Source organism: Lysinibacillus sphaericus (genome assembly GCF_015844675.1).
Lineage (GTDB): Bacteria > Bacillota > Bacilli > Bacillales_A > Planococcaceae > Lysinibacillus > Lysinibacillus sphaericus_E.
The window spans coordinates 125,645-142,241 of sequence record NZ_LDGC01000096.1; the positions used below are offsets into that span (position 1 = coordinate 125,645).

A 16,597-nucleotide genomic window follows, 5' to 3' on the forward strand; every position below is an offset into this window, starting at 1 on the left:
TATAAGGATTGCTGGATTAACCGCAAAAAGTAAGCAGATTCTAAACTGTAATTCTATTATCTAAAAGTGATGATACATCACTCCTATATTATTCTGTAAATTCATGCTCAACAAATAATTTAAATTGTTGCATACATTGTTTGACTGCACCTTTTTGTTCAAGTACTGCATTTCGCAGTGATACAGTTTTCTCTTCATCTTTTACGACTTCGCTATAAAGTGCGAAAATCGCAGATAATAATTGTTCATTCTCCTCCTGGTCAATGCTAGGTAAAGAATAGGCTGCAATTGTTAATAATTGCTCAACTTTTTCAGGTGTTTTTTGTAACTCATTAGATGAATAATAAGTTGATGCCGCTAAAAAGTAGCAAAGCTTTGCACAACAATCTATAAACAAATGCCAATATGTATTGGCACTTGGTAATTCTCCTGCCCTATTGTCTAAATACTCTTTATAATATGTTGTAACTTGTGTATATAAAGGATTTAGTCCTCTCATGGCCTTTGGATAATTGTTAGATGTATCCAAATAGTCAAATACAATATCATTCATTTGCTGCTGAAGTTTTACAATATCTAAATGATCACGAATTACTTGAATCTCCATTTTACCACTCTCCGATGTTCTCATTTGTTTTCTAAACGCCATTTCTACTTCCCAAAGCAGTCGTGTACATTCCAAACAAACTGATCTATTATCTATTGGAATTTATTCAAATTATAGCAATAAACCAAATAGAGAAGTGGTCACATGAAAAAAATAAGACAATTTCGTGAATTAATAGCATTTTGAGCACGTTAGGCGAACTATTCTGGTAAAATTATGTTCTTTGAACATAATCATCAAATAAAGATTGCTCTTTCGTTCGATCAATTATTTCTTTTATACTTCCTTGCGCATATTTTTTTATTCTTTTTTGTGGTATATAAAAATAGGCAGTGTTTGTAATTAACCACTCACTAAGTGTTAGTTCATTACCCGGTTGCTGATTAGTCAATATACGTTTATGTCGGAGTATATCCGCCATTTTGTAAAAACCATCTGATAGCTCGTAAGCCGAAACATCAAAATTAAAAATAGGGCTAACAACCTGTCCAGCATCAAAAATGTGTATTGTTTGCCCTTCTTCATCAATAGCTAATTCTACTGTGCTAATTTCATCGAATAGATTTAAGCCTCTATATTCCATTTGATAGATTTGCTCCATCATAAAATGCCTCCTTTTATAGGTTCTACAGCAAATATTGGAGGAGTCATAATGTGAAGCTGCCCTAACGTTCAGGCGACCGTCTCTCCCTCATTAACTACCTAACAAATATCTTTGACCTCTTTTTTACAACTTTACTATTGTAACATATAAAAAGCAGCTGTCTTCAATGAGACAGCCACTTCCACAAATTGGTCCACCACCATAACTGATAGTGATTAATTTTTATTTTTATCGAGAAATTATTTAAGTTTATCGATAAAATATTTTGTTAATTTTACCGATGATAATTTTGAATTGATCGACCAACTATCAAAAGTGCATTAGCCTTGTACACGTGTAATTTTTACATCCTTTACGATTGCATTCACTACCCAACTTGCTGCAATTAAACCTGCCACTGAAGGAACGAAGGCATTTGAAGATGGCGGCATTTTTGCTTTACGGATAGCTGCATCCGGTTTTCCGACATGCTCCACTACATCTGGACGAACTACAATCGGACTCTCATCCGAGAAAACAACCGTTACTCCTTTATGAATACCGTCCTTCCGTAATTTCGTACGGATTATTTTAGCCAATGGGTCCGTATGCGTTTTTGAAATATCCGCAATTTTGAAACGAGTAGGATCCATTTTATTTGCCGCACCCATACTAGAAATAATCGGTATATTACGTTTTAAACATTCCTTCATAAGATGAATTTTATACATCACTGTGTCACTTGCATCAATGACATAATCTATGCCTTGTGCGAAAAATTGCTCATATGTTTCCTCTGTGTAAAACATATGCATATCAATTACTTCACATTCTGGATTAATATCAGCAATACGTTCTTTCATGACACCTGACTTAGATTTCCCGACCGTTGAAAGATAGGCAACTAATTGACGATTAACATTTGTAATATCTACATTATCCTTATCTACCAAAATAATGCGACCTATGCCACTGCGTGCACATGCCTCAGCAGCAAATGAACCTACACCGCCTACACCAAGAATGGCTACTGTTGTATTTTTTAATTTTTCGAGTCCCTCTGTTCCTATTGCGAGCTCATTACGTGAAAATTGATGTAACATCCTTACACTCTCCGTCTATTGAATTTTGATTCCGCTTTAATGAGCACTATATAACTGCCCATAAAAGCACTATTAGTGAAAATGAATAATTAGCGGTAGATAAAGACCTTCCACTGATTTCTTCATTAGTAAACCTAGTTATATACTAAGATAAAATCAAACTTATCTTACATTTTATCACGATATTCATCAAGTAAAAATTATAACTAAAAAAAATGAGTATTCCTAATCAAAATACTTTTTAAAAATGGCTCATCCATATCGTGTGGTTGATTTCCGTTCCGAATGGGCGCTTTGTTGTTGGTCACGAAGGCGTTATCACAGGACGTGATGATTTTAGCCTTCGTTCCTCTATATCGCTGATCCCCAAGGAGTCGCCCAGTCGCAACGAAGATCAACTAATATACAAGGTATATATTTTTAAATACGTCATCCACAACTTTTGGTGATGAGGCTTAAATATGTAATGTTTGAATTGAGTCCATCAAAATCTATATGTTGGGCAGTGTTTAAAGCTAGAGGCCGAAATTTTAAGGCAATTGAATAAAACGTCATTCAATCGCCTTTCATCGTATCGCTTTCATTCCTGTTCATAATTTTTAGAGAAAGATTCCACAAAACCTGCGCCAAGCTGCACGTTTATTTGCTTGAAAGCCGCAATTACTGCCCCACCAATTGGTTGCAAGACTGGCGCCATAAATTGCAATGGTATCCCGTCTGCTTGTGCAAATTGCTGTAATCCTTGTGAAAAATACGCTTCATTCTTAAAAACGCCTCCCACTAATACGACAGGTACCTCTCCTTCCTTCCAAGCCATATGGGAGTAACATGCTTTAATCGCCACATAATAGTTCTTACAAGCATCCTCTATGATTTTAGTAGCGACACGATCTCCTTTTTCTGCCACTTCAAAAACATATTTACTTAACGGTGCAATCACTGTCCGAGGATGTTCTTCTCCGTATATACACTCTATTAATTGTGGTACTGTTTCCACAGAAAAATAACGTAGCACAACATCTGTCAACACTGTTGAGTCTCCGCGGCCATCATAGCTTTGAAAAATAGCCTTCAGCACTTGAACACCTATATCATAGCCACTGCCCTCATCATCAAAAAGATAACCCCAGCCCCCTACTCTATGAAAATGATGCTCATGATCGTAACCCATTGTGATAGCACCAGTCCCAGCAATTTGCACAATGCCTGCCTGTCCAAGTGTGCCTGCATAAAGTGCAATTAGAGCATCATTATCAACAAAAACATTTGTTGTTTTAGGAACGTATTGGCGTACTATCGTTTCTACAACTTTTTCTGCCTGTAGTTCCTTGACCCCAGCCATGCCAGCAAAACAACTATCGATGGCTGCAAAAACTTGCGAATTTTGTTGTTGTAATTTTTGCAGTATATTATGAATCGTTGACTGAAAATATTGAACATCCATTGCTGTAGGGTTACTTCGAGTCGTTACGACTTTTGCATAAATATTGCCGAGTTCATCACAAATCACTGCTGACGTTTTCGTTCCTCCACCGTCAATCGCTAATACATACATTTCTCTTTGCTCCTTTCTCCTCCATCAATTTCGCCCTGGCTTAATTGTAGTTGTTACTATAGAAAACATTGGTAAATCAAAATAAAAAAAAGGATTACCACCAAAATGTGTGGTTGATTTCCGTTCCATCTGGGCGCTTTGTAGCTGATGCTTCGCTTTCGCTACAGAAAACATTTGTTGTTGCTGGCGCTTCGCTTTCGCACAGAGCAGAGCTTCCTGGGGGCGTCGGGGCAACAGAATGTTGGTCACGAAGGCGTTATCACAGGACGTGATGCTTTTAGCCTTCGATCCCCTATCGCTAATCCCCAAGGAGTCGCCCAGCCGTAACGAAGATCAACTTATTTACATAGTACAAAAGTCACCCTCGAATTTTGGTGATGAACCATAAAAAGGGATTAAGCACTTAGTAACGCATGGCTTAATCCCTTTTTCTGTAATCATTTCGTAAAGCCAAATGATGCCCATGGCTGAATATGTGCCAATAAAAATTGCTCTTCTTCTACAACTCTTGCCACAACATTTGTTGACCCAGCATTCGGTATTTCCTTTAAAACAATTTGGAGCTCGCCCTTATAACGAACATCTAAATTATTATCGATTGTCACGTCCCCCAATATTAATGGGCGGCTATCGTGTACAGGGAAGTCACCATTTTTATACTTAACACGAGATTGCGTACTACGGATCACGTACTCCGAAACATCACCACGATTAAAATGCGGCTCCTTAAAAAGGATTGCTTCTTCTAAAATTGATGTTTCAACAGACTGTTCAACCTTCAGCTCTAGCTTATGACGATTTAATTGGCCTAATGCACGTAATTCTTCCTCAGAAGCATACATATTGCCGATAATACAATCATCTATTAAGCCAGTGTGCCATAAATCCTTCGCTTGCACAGTGATTGGCAAATGACGATGCTCTTCTAATGTTGGTAAGCCATGCTCGGTTTCTTCCCAAGGTCCAAACAAAGCATGCTGAGATGAGATCATTGCTGCTGTTCGAATATGATTAGCTTTAAACTGCCTAGATGTTTGTAAAAAATGTTGGCGTGATAGACCTGTAAAACGTCTAGGATAAAAATTATGACAGCTAATAATATTATCTTTATTCGGTTGATAGGATAATATATTGTCTACATATTTAGTACCGATACTAATATTTAACTCTATTTTTAAATTGCTTGCATCGAGGGACATAAACGCTTCTTCCTGGCCAGAAAAACCCATATCTAAGCGCAATGCCGCTAAATGATAATGCTCTTTAAAGTAACCAATATCTTTATACGTTAAGCCTAAATCTTCAAAAACAGCTGGTGCAATATCAGCTGAAATTTCAAAGCCAAGCTGCTGCGCAAATTTGTTTATCTGCTGTAATTTTTGTCGCTCCTGATCGTTATTTAACGACATTAGGCATGTAAATATTCGATCAAAACCATTATCATGAGCGAGCTGAACATATCGCTTCATATCTTCTAGTGTACTATGCTGAGGATATAGTGAAATCCCTAATCTTCTCAATTGCAAATACCTCCATTAGTTCACAATTACACTTCTACTTTTTGATTTTCTAATTTTGTAACTTGCTGTTCGTTTTCAGACTCTGATACCGCGGCTTGCTGTTCATTCTGCTTTGCAACACGGTTTGCCATCGAAATAAACGGTAAATAAATACACACTGCGATAATCAGTAAAACAATACTAAGAACAGCTCCTTGCCAAGATTGAGTTGCTAAGAATCCATTAATAATCGGTGGCGTTGTCCAAGGAGGCGAAACCGTAGCTGCCGGCACAAAGCCCCACTTTGTTGCAAAGAAAGCAATTGTTACGTTAACCATCGGTGTCAAAATAAACGGTACAAATAACACTGGGTTTAAGACGATTGGAAGACCGAAAAGTAATGGTTCATTAATATTGAAAAGGCCTGGTGCTGCCGACAATTTTCCGACGGTATTATATTGTTTATTCTTTCTAGCGATAATGAAAATAGCAATTATAAGTGCTATTGTCGTACCCGAACCACCCATATTGATGAAGGCATCAAAGAATGGTTTATTTACGATGTATGGCGCTACTTCCCCAGATGAAATGGCTTTTACATTCGCTTCAATAGCTGGTAAATTGATCGTTTGCATAAATGGTTCGATAATATTAGCACCGTGAACACCTAATGTCCATAAAAACGTAGGAATGAATGCTAAAACTAAAGCCGCAACCCATGTATTTGTTAAGCCCATAAACGGCTCTTGAATTGCTGTGTAGAATGAACCGACAATATCAGGAATATCAAAGCCTGCCGAAATAATTGTACGAACTAAAGCAAATAAACCAATTGTAATAATTGCAGGCAATAATGCAGCGAATGATTTTGAAACAGCTGGCGGTACACCATTCGGCATTTTAATTAATAGCTTAGGGTTGCCAGACAATCTACAAAATACTTCCGTTGACAGCAAAGCAACTATAATGGCTATAAACAAACCGCCTGTACCTGTAGTTAACCCTGTTAATCCACCTTCAGCAAAAGTTCCAAACGTCATATAACTGGAAAGACTGATGACACCGGCTGATAGTCCATCCTTGTCGTAGCTTTTTGCAAGATTGTAAGCAATTGTAAAGGCTAATAATAGCGAGAGAATTCCAAATGTCGCTCCCCAAATATTGCCTCCCCATTGTGTCCAAGTTTCATGTTTCCAAATAGCATCAAGTGCGTTTTGATAAAATTTGATAGGCAAATTATTAACAAGTACCGCAAGTGATCCAACAATTGTCAATGGCATGATTGTAATAAAACCATCTCGAATGGCAACTAAATGACGCTGATTCCCTACCCTAGCTGCAACCGGCACAAATTTTTCTTCTAAAAAACGGAACATTTCACACACTCCCTTTACTTTTTATTGTGACATCAAGGCTTGATGCTACTCCCCTTTGATTCGTTCATACAACTCAATCATTTCTGATGCTAGATCACGAAACGTAATGGCATTCATTAAATGATCTTGCGCATGAATTAACAGCATTGACACTTCTACTTTTTCTCCCCTTGCCTCTTGTGACAGTAAAGCCGTCTGAGAATGATGCGCTTCAATCAATGAATCATTGGCTAGCTGTATTTTTTCCTTTGCTTCCTGAATCTGTCCTTTTTTTGCTAGCTGGATTGCCTCCATACATTCACTTTTCGTATTACCACTGTGCACAATCAGTCCCATAATAGATTCCATCAAAACTGTTTCTTCCATTGCCATAGCCCCCCTTAACCAATCAACTTTAACGCCTGATTTAAAACATTTTCGCCATTCATCATGCCGTAATCCATCATGTTAATAACATCAATCGGAAAATTTTCCTTGTATTTTGTTTCAAAAGTTCCTTTTAAGTAACGGACTTGCGGACCTAGTAGCAGCACGTCCGCCATTTTAGTAGCTAATACTTTGTCGACCTCACTTTCAGCAATTGCATAAATATCTGCCTCAATATTTTGTTCTTGCGCTGCTTTCTGCATTTTTGACACTAGCAAACTAGTACTCATTCCCGCTACACACACTAGCATAATGTTTTTCATCTAAACACTCCTCTTCGTGATTTAAGTTCGTCTTTCTAGCGATTATATTTATCAATTATGCCTTGGCATAATTGCGTCCGGAATCTGCTTTGTGCTAGCACAAAGAACCCTTTCCGATTCCGTGACATCAGCCAGAGACCTACGTCTTTCCGCGAATGTTTGGACATTTGCTGAAAGACGTATGAAATCGCTTTCTTAAGTTGAGAATAGCACCTATTGGTATATACCACAATATCCTTTTTACACTATTTTTTTCCTCAAGAAATAGTTTTGAAAACTGGGCTATATCGTTGTTCCAGACAACTGAATGGATTCATTTAAGTGGTATAGTCCAGAAAAAAGTTTAAAAAATTTAAATTTTCAGAACAAATTGTCCGATAGTTATTCATTCATGAACGCTTTTCTTAAAAGTACTCATAAAATGCTGGTTTATTAGAGGGTAATGCAAGCTGCCAACGACCAATAATGTCTTCAGTCAAATGTTTATTTGCATACATAACCGCATCCTTTACAGTTAAATAGCCAACCATCATCGCTGAAAAAAGATTAATTGGTAATGTTAACATATGCATTTCTGGGATAGAATTAGTCTCAATTATCGAGACATCTCCACTTTTATTTATTTGAAATACGTGTTCATTCCAACTACAAAACGTATCTTCAATTTGAATATATAGCGGCTCCTGAATATCACCCCACGGATAATGTTGCATAAACCTCAAAGCGTCAACGATCCTTACCATCACATCTTGAACGACTTCCTTTTTAAACTGCGGTTCTTTAAAATAGAAGCCAAATTGATGGTTGTTAGAAGTAACCCCTTTAATGTTACTTACACTCGCCGCATGCGACGTTATAAAACGCCATATCGCTTGCTCTGCTAGTAAATCATCAGCAATAAAATCATGAATCTCAAACGTCTCATCCTTAATTTTATAACGAATATAACCTGCAATTTTATCATCGTTAAAATATGCCGCGAAATGACTCTCAGGCATCCTTCTCTCTATTCTTTTCCACCACGCGTCATCTCGAAGCATACTTCCATTATTGAAAAGTGCTTGTGCATTATGAAAACCCTTAATCACCTGAAAAAGATCACGCTCTGGCCATTCAAGGCTCATACGTTTTACAACGTCCACTTGTTTTCCAAAAGCAGGAAACATCGATTGTGGAATCGTATAATGTAGCTTCTCAAAAAATAATTCCCATCCAAAATAACGATAAAAGGATACAGAAAATGGTGCTAACACAGAAATGCTTTGCCCATTCTCTCGCATCTTCTTCAGTGCCTCTGTCATAAGCTTTTTGATAATCCCCTGCTGCCGATACTCAGGATAGGTTGCAACAAAGCCAATTCCGCCCATATCATAATTTTCACCATGAATTGTCATATTAAGTGGCAATATTAAGAGCTGTCCAACTACTTTATGTTCATCGTAAGCCCCTAATGTTGTGCTATGCTCAACCCAATAATGAAAATCATCCCGACGCGCACCAGTATACTTATTAGGAAAACAATAATCTCTTAATTGATGTACCTGTAAATAATCTTTTGGTGGGATTATTTTTATTTCCATAGAAAAAAGCCCCCCCTTTCCACACTAAATATTCTCGCAATTAAAGTTACACTAAAAAACTACCTTGAATCTTTATAGTTTGCCCTTGAGAGACAATAATGCCTTTGATGTTTAGTATTCTTCTCCAATTCCTTTAGAAACAATTAATTCTGTTACTGTTTGAAAAAGTTTCTCAGCATCAGGCCCATCTGCTGAAATTTCTACAATGCTTCCGGGTGCTACTCCTTGTGCCATAACACCCATAATTGATTTTAAATTGACTGATTTCTCTTTATAGGTTAATTGAACATCACACTCAAATGGTGTTACTGCTGTTACAAGTAAAGCTGCGGGTCTAGCATGTAGTCCCTCCGGCGCTGTTATTTTATATGTTTTCTTCATAAATATCCCTCCGCTTGTTATTTAAATTTAATTCGATGATGATAATAGGCAATCATAGCCTCATTATGAGACGAATCCGAGTCAACATTATTGCTTTTAAAAACGGGTAATACTTCGTCAGATATAGCTATGATCTCAATGACTTCACTAAATAATATATTTAATATAATTGAACCTATAACTGTAGAGGATGGAGCATACTGTATATCATTGTGATGCAGTAAACCATCCCCTATTGGTATATGCGTATTGATCACTTTATCTACAACATCCTCTAAGCGCTTCCCACTCTGATGACGTGTCGTTTGTTCGCAATAAGTAAGCGATTGCAGAGACATGACAAGTACTCCCGCTTCTTTCGCTAAAAATGCTACATCTATAGGTGCTTGATTTCTCCCAGAGGTTGAAATAACAATGCAAACATCATTGTCATGAAAATCAAACTGATCTTTATACTGTTCAATGATCGTCGGGTCCTTTTCATTTTTTGATGATGTCATTGCTCCTGCATGTAATGTTAAAGGTTCAATAATTATAGGACGTACAGGTACAAGCCCTCCCGCGCGATAAAATGCGTCCTGCGCTAAAAGATGCGAATGGCCACAACCAAATAATTGGACGATTCCTCCGCGTTGAAGCCTTTGTACAATTAATTGTGCGGCTTCTTTTATTTTGGGATATTCTTGCTCTTTGACGACCTGCATTATCTTTTGAATTTCTAGAAAATATGCATCCATAGAATCACCTTTTAATTTCACTAATGAATTTGTATCGATCAGCTCGGTAAGTACTTCGCACAAGCTCAAACGGAACTCCATCAGATAAATAACTTGTACGTTTAATAATTAACACCGGTGCCGTATGATTAATTTGCAAAAATTTACTATCTTCTTTTAGAACAATAGCTGCTTCCATTTGCTGAATAGCGTTTCCAATTTTTTGATGGAACTTTGCTTCAATTAACGCATATAATGACCCCATTATTTTCTTTTCATCTAATTCAGGATATATTTTTACTGGAATATACGTTCTTTCGATGGCCATTGGCTTGGAATCAGCACTACGAATACGTACAACGAAGAATACCTCTTCACCAGCCTCTAACATGAGATCTCTAGCAATATCAACTGGTGGTACGATTTTCTCAAAGCGTAAAACTTTACTGCTTGGTTCCATCCCTCTAGCCCGCATATCCTCTGTGAAACTTGTTAATCCTTTTAACGGTTGTTCTAATTTTGGATTAGCGACATACGTACCTCTGCCTTTTTCACGATACAGCAATCCGCTATTGACTAAATTTGTGATAGATTGACGCACAGTCATTCTACTAACATCAAACTGCGTAGAAAGCTCTCGCTCAGAAGGTATATTTTCACCGATTTTGTATTCTTCTAAATAAATACGTTGTTTAATGATCTCTTCTATTTGTATATAAATAGGTATATGAGAATTTTTATCTAACAAACTTTGTACCATCCTTATCGCCTCTTTACTTTCATTTCTCAAATACAACTTTACCCCGACAAATAGTTTTTTGTACATTTAAATTTTCATCTAGTAATACAAAATCTGCATCATAGCCTTCTGCAATATGACCTTTCGTTGCAAGTTGTAATTGCTTAGCAGCATTCGTAGAGGACATTGCGACAATTTCTTGCAATGAGCAATTGGTGATTGCTTGCATATTTTTTACTGCTTGCTCCATCGTTAGCACACTACCAGCCAAAGCCCCATTAGATAAATGAGCGCCATCCATAGAAACATGAACGGTTTGACCACCTAAATCATAATCACCGTGATGTAAGCCTTTTGCCCGTATCGCATCGGTAATTAAGATAATACCCTTTGCGCCTTTTATACGATACGCTAGCTTAATAGCTTGAGGATGACTATGCACGAAATCTGCAATAATTTCAGTCTTTACTAGATCATCTAAAAGTACTGCACCAACGACACCTGGATTGCGATGATGGAAAGGGCGCATTTGATTATATAAATGTGTAGCCTGCCTTACGCCCAATACTACTGCCCGATCCACCTCTTCCATGGATGCGTCAGAATGGCCAATTGAAGCGATAACATTTAAATCCTTTAACGATTCAATAAACGGAAAGCCTCCTTCTACCTCAGGGGCAAAGGTAACTTGTTTAATGCGTTGCTTACTTACTTTATGCCAGTATGCAAATTGCTCGGTAGACGGTAAAATAATGTATTCGATTGGTTGTGCGCCTGCCCGTTTTTTTGATATATATGGTCCCTCTACATGTATACCTAATAAGCTTGCTTCATCCTCATTATTTTCAAATTGACCAACATTCGCTAAAGCGCTTTCAATTGCTTCAATAGATTGCGTCATTGTAGTAGCAAGGAAGCCTGTCACGCCTTCCTGTACTAAAGAGCGTGCCATTTGATGCAGTGCTAATTGCGTAGCATCCATCACGTCATGCCCGGCAGAGCCATGTATGTGCATATCAATATAGCCAGGTAACAGGAACCAATTATTATCTTTACCATCTATATACTGCTCAGCCTTATCAGATAAGTTATGACTTATTTTAATTATCTTACCATCATCAATATGAATGTCTCCTTTAAACGGCGCTTCATCATGATTGACGATCGTAACATTGGAAATTAAAAGCGTATTCTTCAATAGATCACCCCCTTAACATCTTTGAGGAGCTTGGTGAAGTTAACAAGCTATTACTTAATTCGGTATAGTTGTCTATACCAATTATATGCCATTACCTCCAAAATAAAAAGTGTTTTTTGTATTTTCTAAACTTTCAGCTTTAATCATCATAGCGTGGAGTTGATTTCCGTTCCGGCCGGGCGCTTTGTTGCTGCCGCTTCGCTTTCGCACAGAGCAAAGCTTCCTGGGGGCGTCCGATGAGCCGCTTGGGGCAACAGGATGTTGGTCACGAAGGCGTTATCTCAGGACGTGATGCTTTTAGCCTTCGTTCCTCTATATCGCTGATCCCCGAGGAGTCGCCCATCCTCCACTCCAATCAGCTTATACACAAATTATATGTTTTTTAAATATCATTCAATTTTTCTTTCATTAATTGAACAAATCGATCGTACAAATCAATCGAGGTTCTACCAATATATTGAATACGATCAGATTGGATATTCGTATAAAATCTCGGAACAAACTCTCATAAATTCATTTTTCCATTCACTATCATATGGTACAATTTTCACTTCATTCTTTTTTTAAGCCAAGGGTCATCGCAAGTCCTCCTCTAATTTTTTTAGCGCTTGTAGCAGTTGCCTTTTTGAACAACTTATTAATTGCATTAAAAAAAGGAGCATTAATAACGCTCCTTTTTTTGCTTAATCATTATGTATGACGAATCCCGATTGTGCCGTTATGCCAAGAAACATTCGTTTTGAACCCGCATTTCGCAGGGGGGTGCCCGCTTTGCAGCTTTAAACGTCCCGCTCCGCATGGGGCTTGTTTGCGACTACAAAATGAAGGCTCCCGATTCTATAGTGTTCGGTCAAAACTGTTAAGTAGAGATAGCAATTAGACAAACACATCAGGATTCGTATTACAGTTATAATAACATTATATTTCTGATAATTCAAACTATTTTCTTTAAAAAAATCTGTATTCTTGCGAAAACGCAAAAAATACCTAGATTCCTAACAAATTTCGCTAGGAAATCCAGGTATTTAGAAGTACAAATTATTTTCTAAATGGTTTAATGGCTAAGCTTAACTCGCTCAATTGATCAGGAGACACTTCACTAGGTGCGTTTGTCATTAAGCAGCTAGCACTTGCCGTTTTCGGGAATGCAATTGTGTCACGTAAGTTAGTGCGGCCAGCAAGTAGCATTACGAAGCGGTCAAGACCAAATGCAAGACCTCCATGTGGTGGTACACCATATTCAAATGCTTCTAATAAGTAGCCAAATTGAGCTCTTGCTTCTTCTTCTGTGAAACCAAGTAAATTAAACATTTTTTCTTGTAATTCACGCTCATAAATACGTAATGAACCTCCACCAAGCTCATAACCGTTTAATACGATATCGTATGCTTGTGCGCGGACTGCAGAAGGATCTGTTTCCATTAATTGAATATCTTCGTCAAATGGACGTGTGAATGGATGGTGTGCTGCTTTATAGCGACCATCTTCTTCAGAGTACTCTAATAATGGCCAATCTGTAATCCATAGGAACGCAAATTGTGATTCATCTATTAAGCCCAGTTCTTGACCTAATTTCGTACGAAGAGCACCTAATGAAGCTGCTACAACAGACGCTTGATCAGCTACAAATACTAAAATATCGCCCACTTCCGCTTTCATACGTTCGATTAAAGCAGCTGCTAATGCATCGTCAAAGAATTTTGCAATCGGTCCGTTTAAGCCTTCTTCAGTTACTTTTAACCAAGCAAGACCTTTCGCTCCGTAAATACCAACAAATTTTGTTAACTCGTCCATGTCTTTACGAGAGTATTTATCTGCTGCACCTTTAATGTTAATACTCTTTACTTGTTTGCCTTGTGCCACTGTATCAGCAAATACTTTGAAATCACAGCCATCAAAAATGTCATTTAAATCAACAAGCTCTAAACCAAAACGTACGTCAGGTTTATCAGAACCGTAACGATCCATTGCTTCTTGATATTTCATGCGTTGGAATGGAGCAGGGATATCAATTCCTTTTACTTCTTTCATAACTGCTTGGATTAAGCGTTCGTTCATTTCAATAATTTCTTCTTGCGTTAAAAAGCTTGTTTCAATGTCAACTTGTGTAAACTCTGGTTGACGGTCAGCACGTAAGTCTTCATCACGGAAACAACGTGCGATTTGGAAGTATTTTTCAAAACCTGATACCATTAATAATTGCTTAAATAGCTGTGGTGATTGTGGTAATGCATAAAATTCACCTTCATGAACACGTGATGGTACTAAATAGTCACGAGCCCCTTCTGGAGATGATTTTGTTAAAATTGGCGTCTCTACTTCTAAGAAGCCTTCGTTTTGTAAGAAGTTTCGAATTGTACGCGTAACGTCAGAACGCATTTTGAATGTATCAAACATAACCGGACGACGTAGGTCAAGATAACGATATTTTAAACGTAGATCTTCGGATACGTCTGTGCGATCTTCAATTTGGAATGGTGTTGTTTTTGCTGTATTAATGACGATTAATTTTGTTGCTTCTACTTCAATTTTACCGTTTGGTACATTTGGGTTGATTTGGTCTTCTGAACGAAGGATCACTGTTCCTTCTACTTCAATTACATATTCACTACGTACTTTATCAGCTAAAGCATGTGCTTCTGCTACGTCAGGGCTAAACACTACCTGTGTGATTCCAGTACGGTCACGTAAATCAATGAAAATTAAACCACCTAGGTCACGACGACGTTGTACCCAACCTTTTAATACGACTTTTTCACCTTGTAATGCTTCTGAAAGCTCGTTACTAGCATGTGTTCTTGTTGCCATTTATTTAATTCCTCCAAAATTTATTTGGCTCATCACCATTACTTAAAGTTGATTTCGTTCAGACTGGCGCTTTAATGGAGGCGTCCAGTTTCACTTATCCACTTGACATATGTTTTTACAATATGTCATCCCTAACTTTTGATGATGGACCGTTTATTTTAAATATGTAGCATACACTTCCTACTAAATAGAGAATTGATGCTATGGAAAATTAGTATCTGTTCATTGTTAAATGAATTAACTGTCCAAAACGACGTAGATATTTGAATCATTTGGACAGTTAATCCTGTAATGATAAAAATGATTTATGTTTTAACAGCTTGTGTTCGTTTATTGTTTTAAAAGGTAATTCACTAATTCTGAGAACGCTACTTTTTGTTGTTCTCCTGATTCCATATGCTTAACAGTAGCTACTTGCTCTTCAAGCTCTGTTTCACCTAAAACAATCGTATATTTTGCACCTAAACGGTCTGCAGATTTCATTTGAGCTTTCATTTTGCGATCTAAATAATCCATCTCAGCAGAAATGCCTTTTGCACGGAAGGTACTTGTTAATTCTACTGTCTTTAGCTTCGCATCTTCGCCCATAGCGATCATATAGACATCAAGTCCTGATGCTGTGTCTAATTCAACACCTTCAGCTTCAAGTGCTAACAACAAGCGTTCAATACTTAATGCGAACCCGATACCTGGTACATCTGGTCCACCAATTTCTTGTACAAGGCCATTGTAGCGCCCACCACCACAAAGTGTAGTAATCGATCCAAAGCCAGAAGCTGTTGACATAATTTCAAAAGTCGTATGATTGTAATAATCAAGACCCCTTACAAGGTTTGGATCAACCTCATATGAAATTCCCAGCGTATCTAAATACGTTTTAACTTGTGCGAAATATGCTGCTGATTCTTCTGTTAGGAAATCAGTTAATGCTGGTGCAGATTTCATTAATGGGTGCTCACGGTCTACCTTACAGTCCAAAATTCGTAGTGGATTTTTTTGCAAACGATTTTGGCAATCCGAACAAAACTCATGAATATGTGGTTCGAAGTGTTGTAGCAGTGCTGTACGGTGTGAATCACGTGTATCTTTGTCGCCAAGTGAATTAATGACTAATTTTAAATCTTTTAAACCAGCTGAACCATAGACATCCATTGCTAGCGCGATTACTTCCGCATCGATAGCTGGATCCGCTGAACCAATGGCTTCTACTCCAAATTGAACAAATTGACGGTAGCGCCCTGCTTGTTGACGTTCATAGCGGAACATAGGTCCTAAATATGAAAGCTTTACTGGTTGATCAGGTGCACCAAACATTTTATGCTCAACATAAGAACGAACTACTCCAGCTGTATTTTCCGGACGTAATGTTAATGAACGGCCACCGCGATCTTCAAATGTATACATTTCCTTTTGAACAACATCTGTTGTTTCACCGACACCACGTGCAAATAAATCTGTTTGTTCAAAAATTGGTGTGCGAATTTCGTTGTAACGATAGACACGGCAAATATCACGGATAACCGCTTCTACCTTTTGCCATTTTTCAGATTGACCAGGCAAAATATCTTGCGTCCCTCGTGGCACTTTAAAACTCATAGAAATACCTCCTTTGTAAATTGCTTATGAGCAAGCTGTCTTCTGGACTTTTATCATTTTAAGTATGAATTCCTTAAAATTTATCCAATAAAAAAGCCCTCGCCTCCTTGCGTAATGCAAGGGACGAGAGCTGTACAAGCTTCCGCGGTTCCACCCTAGTTGACGCA

At 37.8% G+C, this 16,597-nt stretch carries 15 protein-coding genes, 1 other RNA gene and 1 other annotated feature (1 of these 17 only partly in view); all 16 genes read right to left on the minus strand.

Annotated elements, in window-relative coordinates; genetic code table 11:
* Nucleotides 1-88: 88 nt before the first annotated feature.
* The gene (locus ABE34_RS24655) at nucleotides 89-607 is read right to left on the minus strand and encodes a hypothetical protein (protein ID WP_197145018.1); all 519 of its coding nucleotides are present in this window, start codon (nucleotides 605-607) and stop codon (nucleotides 89-91) included.
* A 214-nt stretch (nucleotides 608-821) separates the two neighbouring features.
* Nucleotides 822-1,211, minus strand: a complete 390-nt coding sequence (locus ABE34_RS24660; protein WP_241747222.1) for a hypothetical protein — start codon at nucleotides 1,209-1,211, stop codon at nucleotides 822-824.
* Between the two features lie 320 nt (nucleotides 1,212-1,531).
* Nucleotides 1,532-2,293, minus strand: a complete 762-nt coding sequence (locus tag ABE34_RS24665) for a tRNA threonylcarbamoyladenosine dehydratase (protein ID WP_079562833.1) — start codon at nucleotides 2,291-2,293, stop codon at nucleotides 1,532-1,534.
* A 580-nt stretch (nucleotides 2,294-2,873) separates the two neighbouring features.
* Nucleotides 2,874-3,848, minus strand: coding sequence for an N-acetylglucosamine kinase (locus ABE34_RS24670; RefSeq protein ID WP_197145019.1), 975 nt, complete (start codon nucleotides 3,846-3,848; stop codon nucleotides 2,874-2,876).
* Nucleotides 3,849-4,285: 437 nt separating this feature from the next.
* Entirely contained in the window at nucleotides 4,286-5,368 is a 1,083-nt protein-coding gene (locus ABE34_RS24675; protein ID WP_197145020.1) for a DUF871 domain-containing protein, read from the minus strand.
* Between the two features lie 26 nt (nucleotides 5,369-5,394).
* On the minus strand, nucleotides 5,395-6,723 hold the full coding sequence (locus ABE34_RS24680; RefSeq protein WP_197145021.1) for a PTS sugar transporter subunit IIC: 1,329 nt from the start codon (nucleotides 6,721-6,723) through the stop codon (nucleotides 5,395-5,397).
* Nucleotides 6,724-6,768: 45 nt separating this feature from the next.
* The gene (locus tag ABE34_RS24685; RefSeq protein ID WP_197145022.1) at nucleotides 6,769-7,089 is read right to left on the minus strand and encodes a PTS lactose/cellobiose transporter subunit IIA; all 321 of its coding nucleotides are present in this window, start codon (nucleotides 7,087-7,089) and stop codon (nucleotides 6,769-6,771) included.
* Between the two features lie 14 nt (nucleotides 7,090-7,103).
* The gene (locus ABE34_RS24690; protein WP_197145023.1) at nucleotides 7,104-7,412 is read right to left on the minus strand and encodes a PTS sugar transporter subunit IIB; all 309 of its coding nucleotides are present in this window, start codon (nucleotides 7,410-7,412) and stop codon (nucleotides 7,104-7,106) included.
* A 404-nt stretch (nucleotides 7,413-7,816) separates the two neighbouring features.
* Nucleotides 7,817-8,992, minus strand: coding sequence for a GNAT family N-acetyltransferase (locus tag ABE34_RS24695; protein ID WP_197145024.1), 1,176 nt, complete (start codon nucleotides 8,990-8,992; stop codon nucleotides 7,817-7,819).
* A 111-nt stretch (nucleotides 8,993-9,103) separates the two neighbouring features.
* Nucleotides 9,104-9,373, minus strand: coding sequence for an HPr family phosphocarrier protein (locus ABE34_RS24700; protein WP_197145025.1), 270 nt, complete (start codon nucleotides 9,371-9,373; stop codon nucleotides 9,104-9,106).
* A gap of 17 nt (nucleotides 9,374-9,390) precedes the next feature.
* Entirely contained in the window at nucleotides 9,391-10,110 is a 720-nt protein-coding gene (locus ABE34_RS24705) for a sugar isomerase domain-containing protein (RefSeq protein WP_197145048.1), read from the minus strand.
* A 4-nt stretch (nucleotides 10,111-10,114) separates the two neighbouring features.
* On the minus strand, nucleotides 10,115-10,837 hold the full coding sequence (locus ABE34_RS24710) for a GntR family transcriptional regulator (RefSeq protein WP_197145047.1): 723 nt from the start codon (nucleotides 10,835-10,837) through the stop codon (nucleotides 10,115-10,117).
* A gap of 31 nt (nucleotides 10,838-10,868) precedes the next feature.
* Complete coding sequence (gene nagA / locus ABE34_RS24715) at nucleotides 10,869-12,026, minus strand: N-acetylglucosamine-6-phosphate deacetylase (protein ID WP_197145026.1); 1,158 nt, start codon at nucleotides 12,024-12,026, stop codon at nucleotides 10,869-10,871.
* Nucleotides 12,027-12,725: 699 nt separating this feature from the next.
* Nucleotides 12,726-12,925: non-coding RNA, 6S RNA (gene ssrS / locus ABE34_RS24720), on the minus strand.
* A gap of 139 nt (nucleotides 12,926-13,064) precedes the next feature.
* Nucleotides 13,065-14,834: an aspartate--tRNA ligase gene (aspS, locus tag ABE34_RS24725; protein WP_197145027.1), complete on the minus strand. Its 1,770-nt coding sequence runs from the start codon at nucleotides 14,832-14,834 to the stop codon at nucleotides 13,065-13,067.
* A gap of 330 nt (nucleotides 14,835-15,164) precedes the next feature.
* Nucleotides 15,165-16,430, minus strand: coding sequence for a histidine--tRNA ligase (hisS, locus tag ABE34_RS24730; RefSeq protein WP_197145028.1), 1,266 nt, complete (start codon nucleotides 16,428-16,430; stop codon nucleotides 15,165-15,167).
* A 116-nt stretch (nucleotides 16,431-16,546) separates the two neighbouring features.
* Nucleotides 16,547-16,597, minus strand: a binding site (T-box leader) (it continues 191 nt past the right edge of the window).

What these genes read in the sequence shown, in the direction of transcription:
- ABE34_RS24685 (WP_197145022.1), bottom strand. Translation starts at nt 7,089, where the DNA reads ATGGAAGAAACAGTTTTGATGGAATCTATTATGGGACTGATTGTGCAC.
- ABE34_RS24695 (WP_197145024.1), bottom strand. Translation starts at nt 8,992, where the DNA reads ATGGAAATAAAAATAATCCCACCAAAAGATTATTTACAGGTACATCAA.
- ABE34_RS24680 (WP_197145021.1), bottom strand. Translation starts at nt 6,723, where the DNA reads ATGTTCCGTTTTTTAGAAGAAAAATTTGTGCCGGTTGCAGCTAGGGTA.
- ABE34_RS24655 (WP_197145018.1), bottom strand. Translation starts at nt 607, where the DNA reads ATGGAGATTCAAGTAATTCGTGATCATTTAGATATTGTAAAACTTCAG.
- ABE34_RS24660 (WP_241747222.1), bottom strand. Translation starts at nt 1,211, where the DNA reads ATGATGGAGCAAATCTATCAAATGGAATATAGAGGCTTAAATCTATTC.
- ABE34_RS24690 (WP_197145023.1), bottom strand. Translation starts at nt 7,412, where the DNA reads ATGAAAAACATTATGCTAGTGTGTGTAGCGGGAATGAGTACTAGTTTG.
- aspS (WP_197145027.1), bottom strand. Translation starts at nt 14,834, where the DNA reads ATGGCAACAAGAACACATGCTAGTAACGAGCTTTCAGAAGCATTACAA.
- ABE34_RS24705 (WP_197145048.1), bottom strand. Translation starts at nt 10,110, where the DNA reads ATGGATGCATATTTTCTAGAAATTCAAAAGATAATGCAGGTCGTCAAA.
- hisS (WP_197145028.1), bottom strand. Translation starts at nt 16,430, where the DNA reads ATGAGTTTTAAAGTGCCACGAGGGACGCAAGATATTTTGCCTGGTCAA.
- ABE34_RS24670 (WP_197145019.1), bottom strand. Translation starts at nt 3,848, where the DNA reads ATGTATGTATTAGCGATTGACGGTGGAGGAACGAAAACGTCAGCAGTG.
- ABE34_RS24700 (WP_197145025.1), bottom strand. Translation starts at nt 9,373, where the DNA reads ATGAAGAAAACATATAAAATAACAGCGCCGGAGGGACTACATGCTAGA.
- ABE34_RS24665 (WP_079562833.1), bottom strand. Translation starts at nt 2,293, where the DNA reads ATGTTACATCAATTTTCACGTAATGAGCTCGCAATAGGAACAGAGGGA.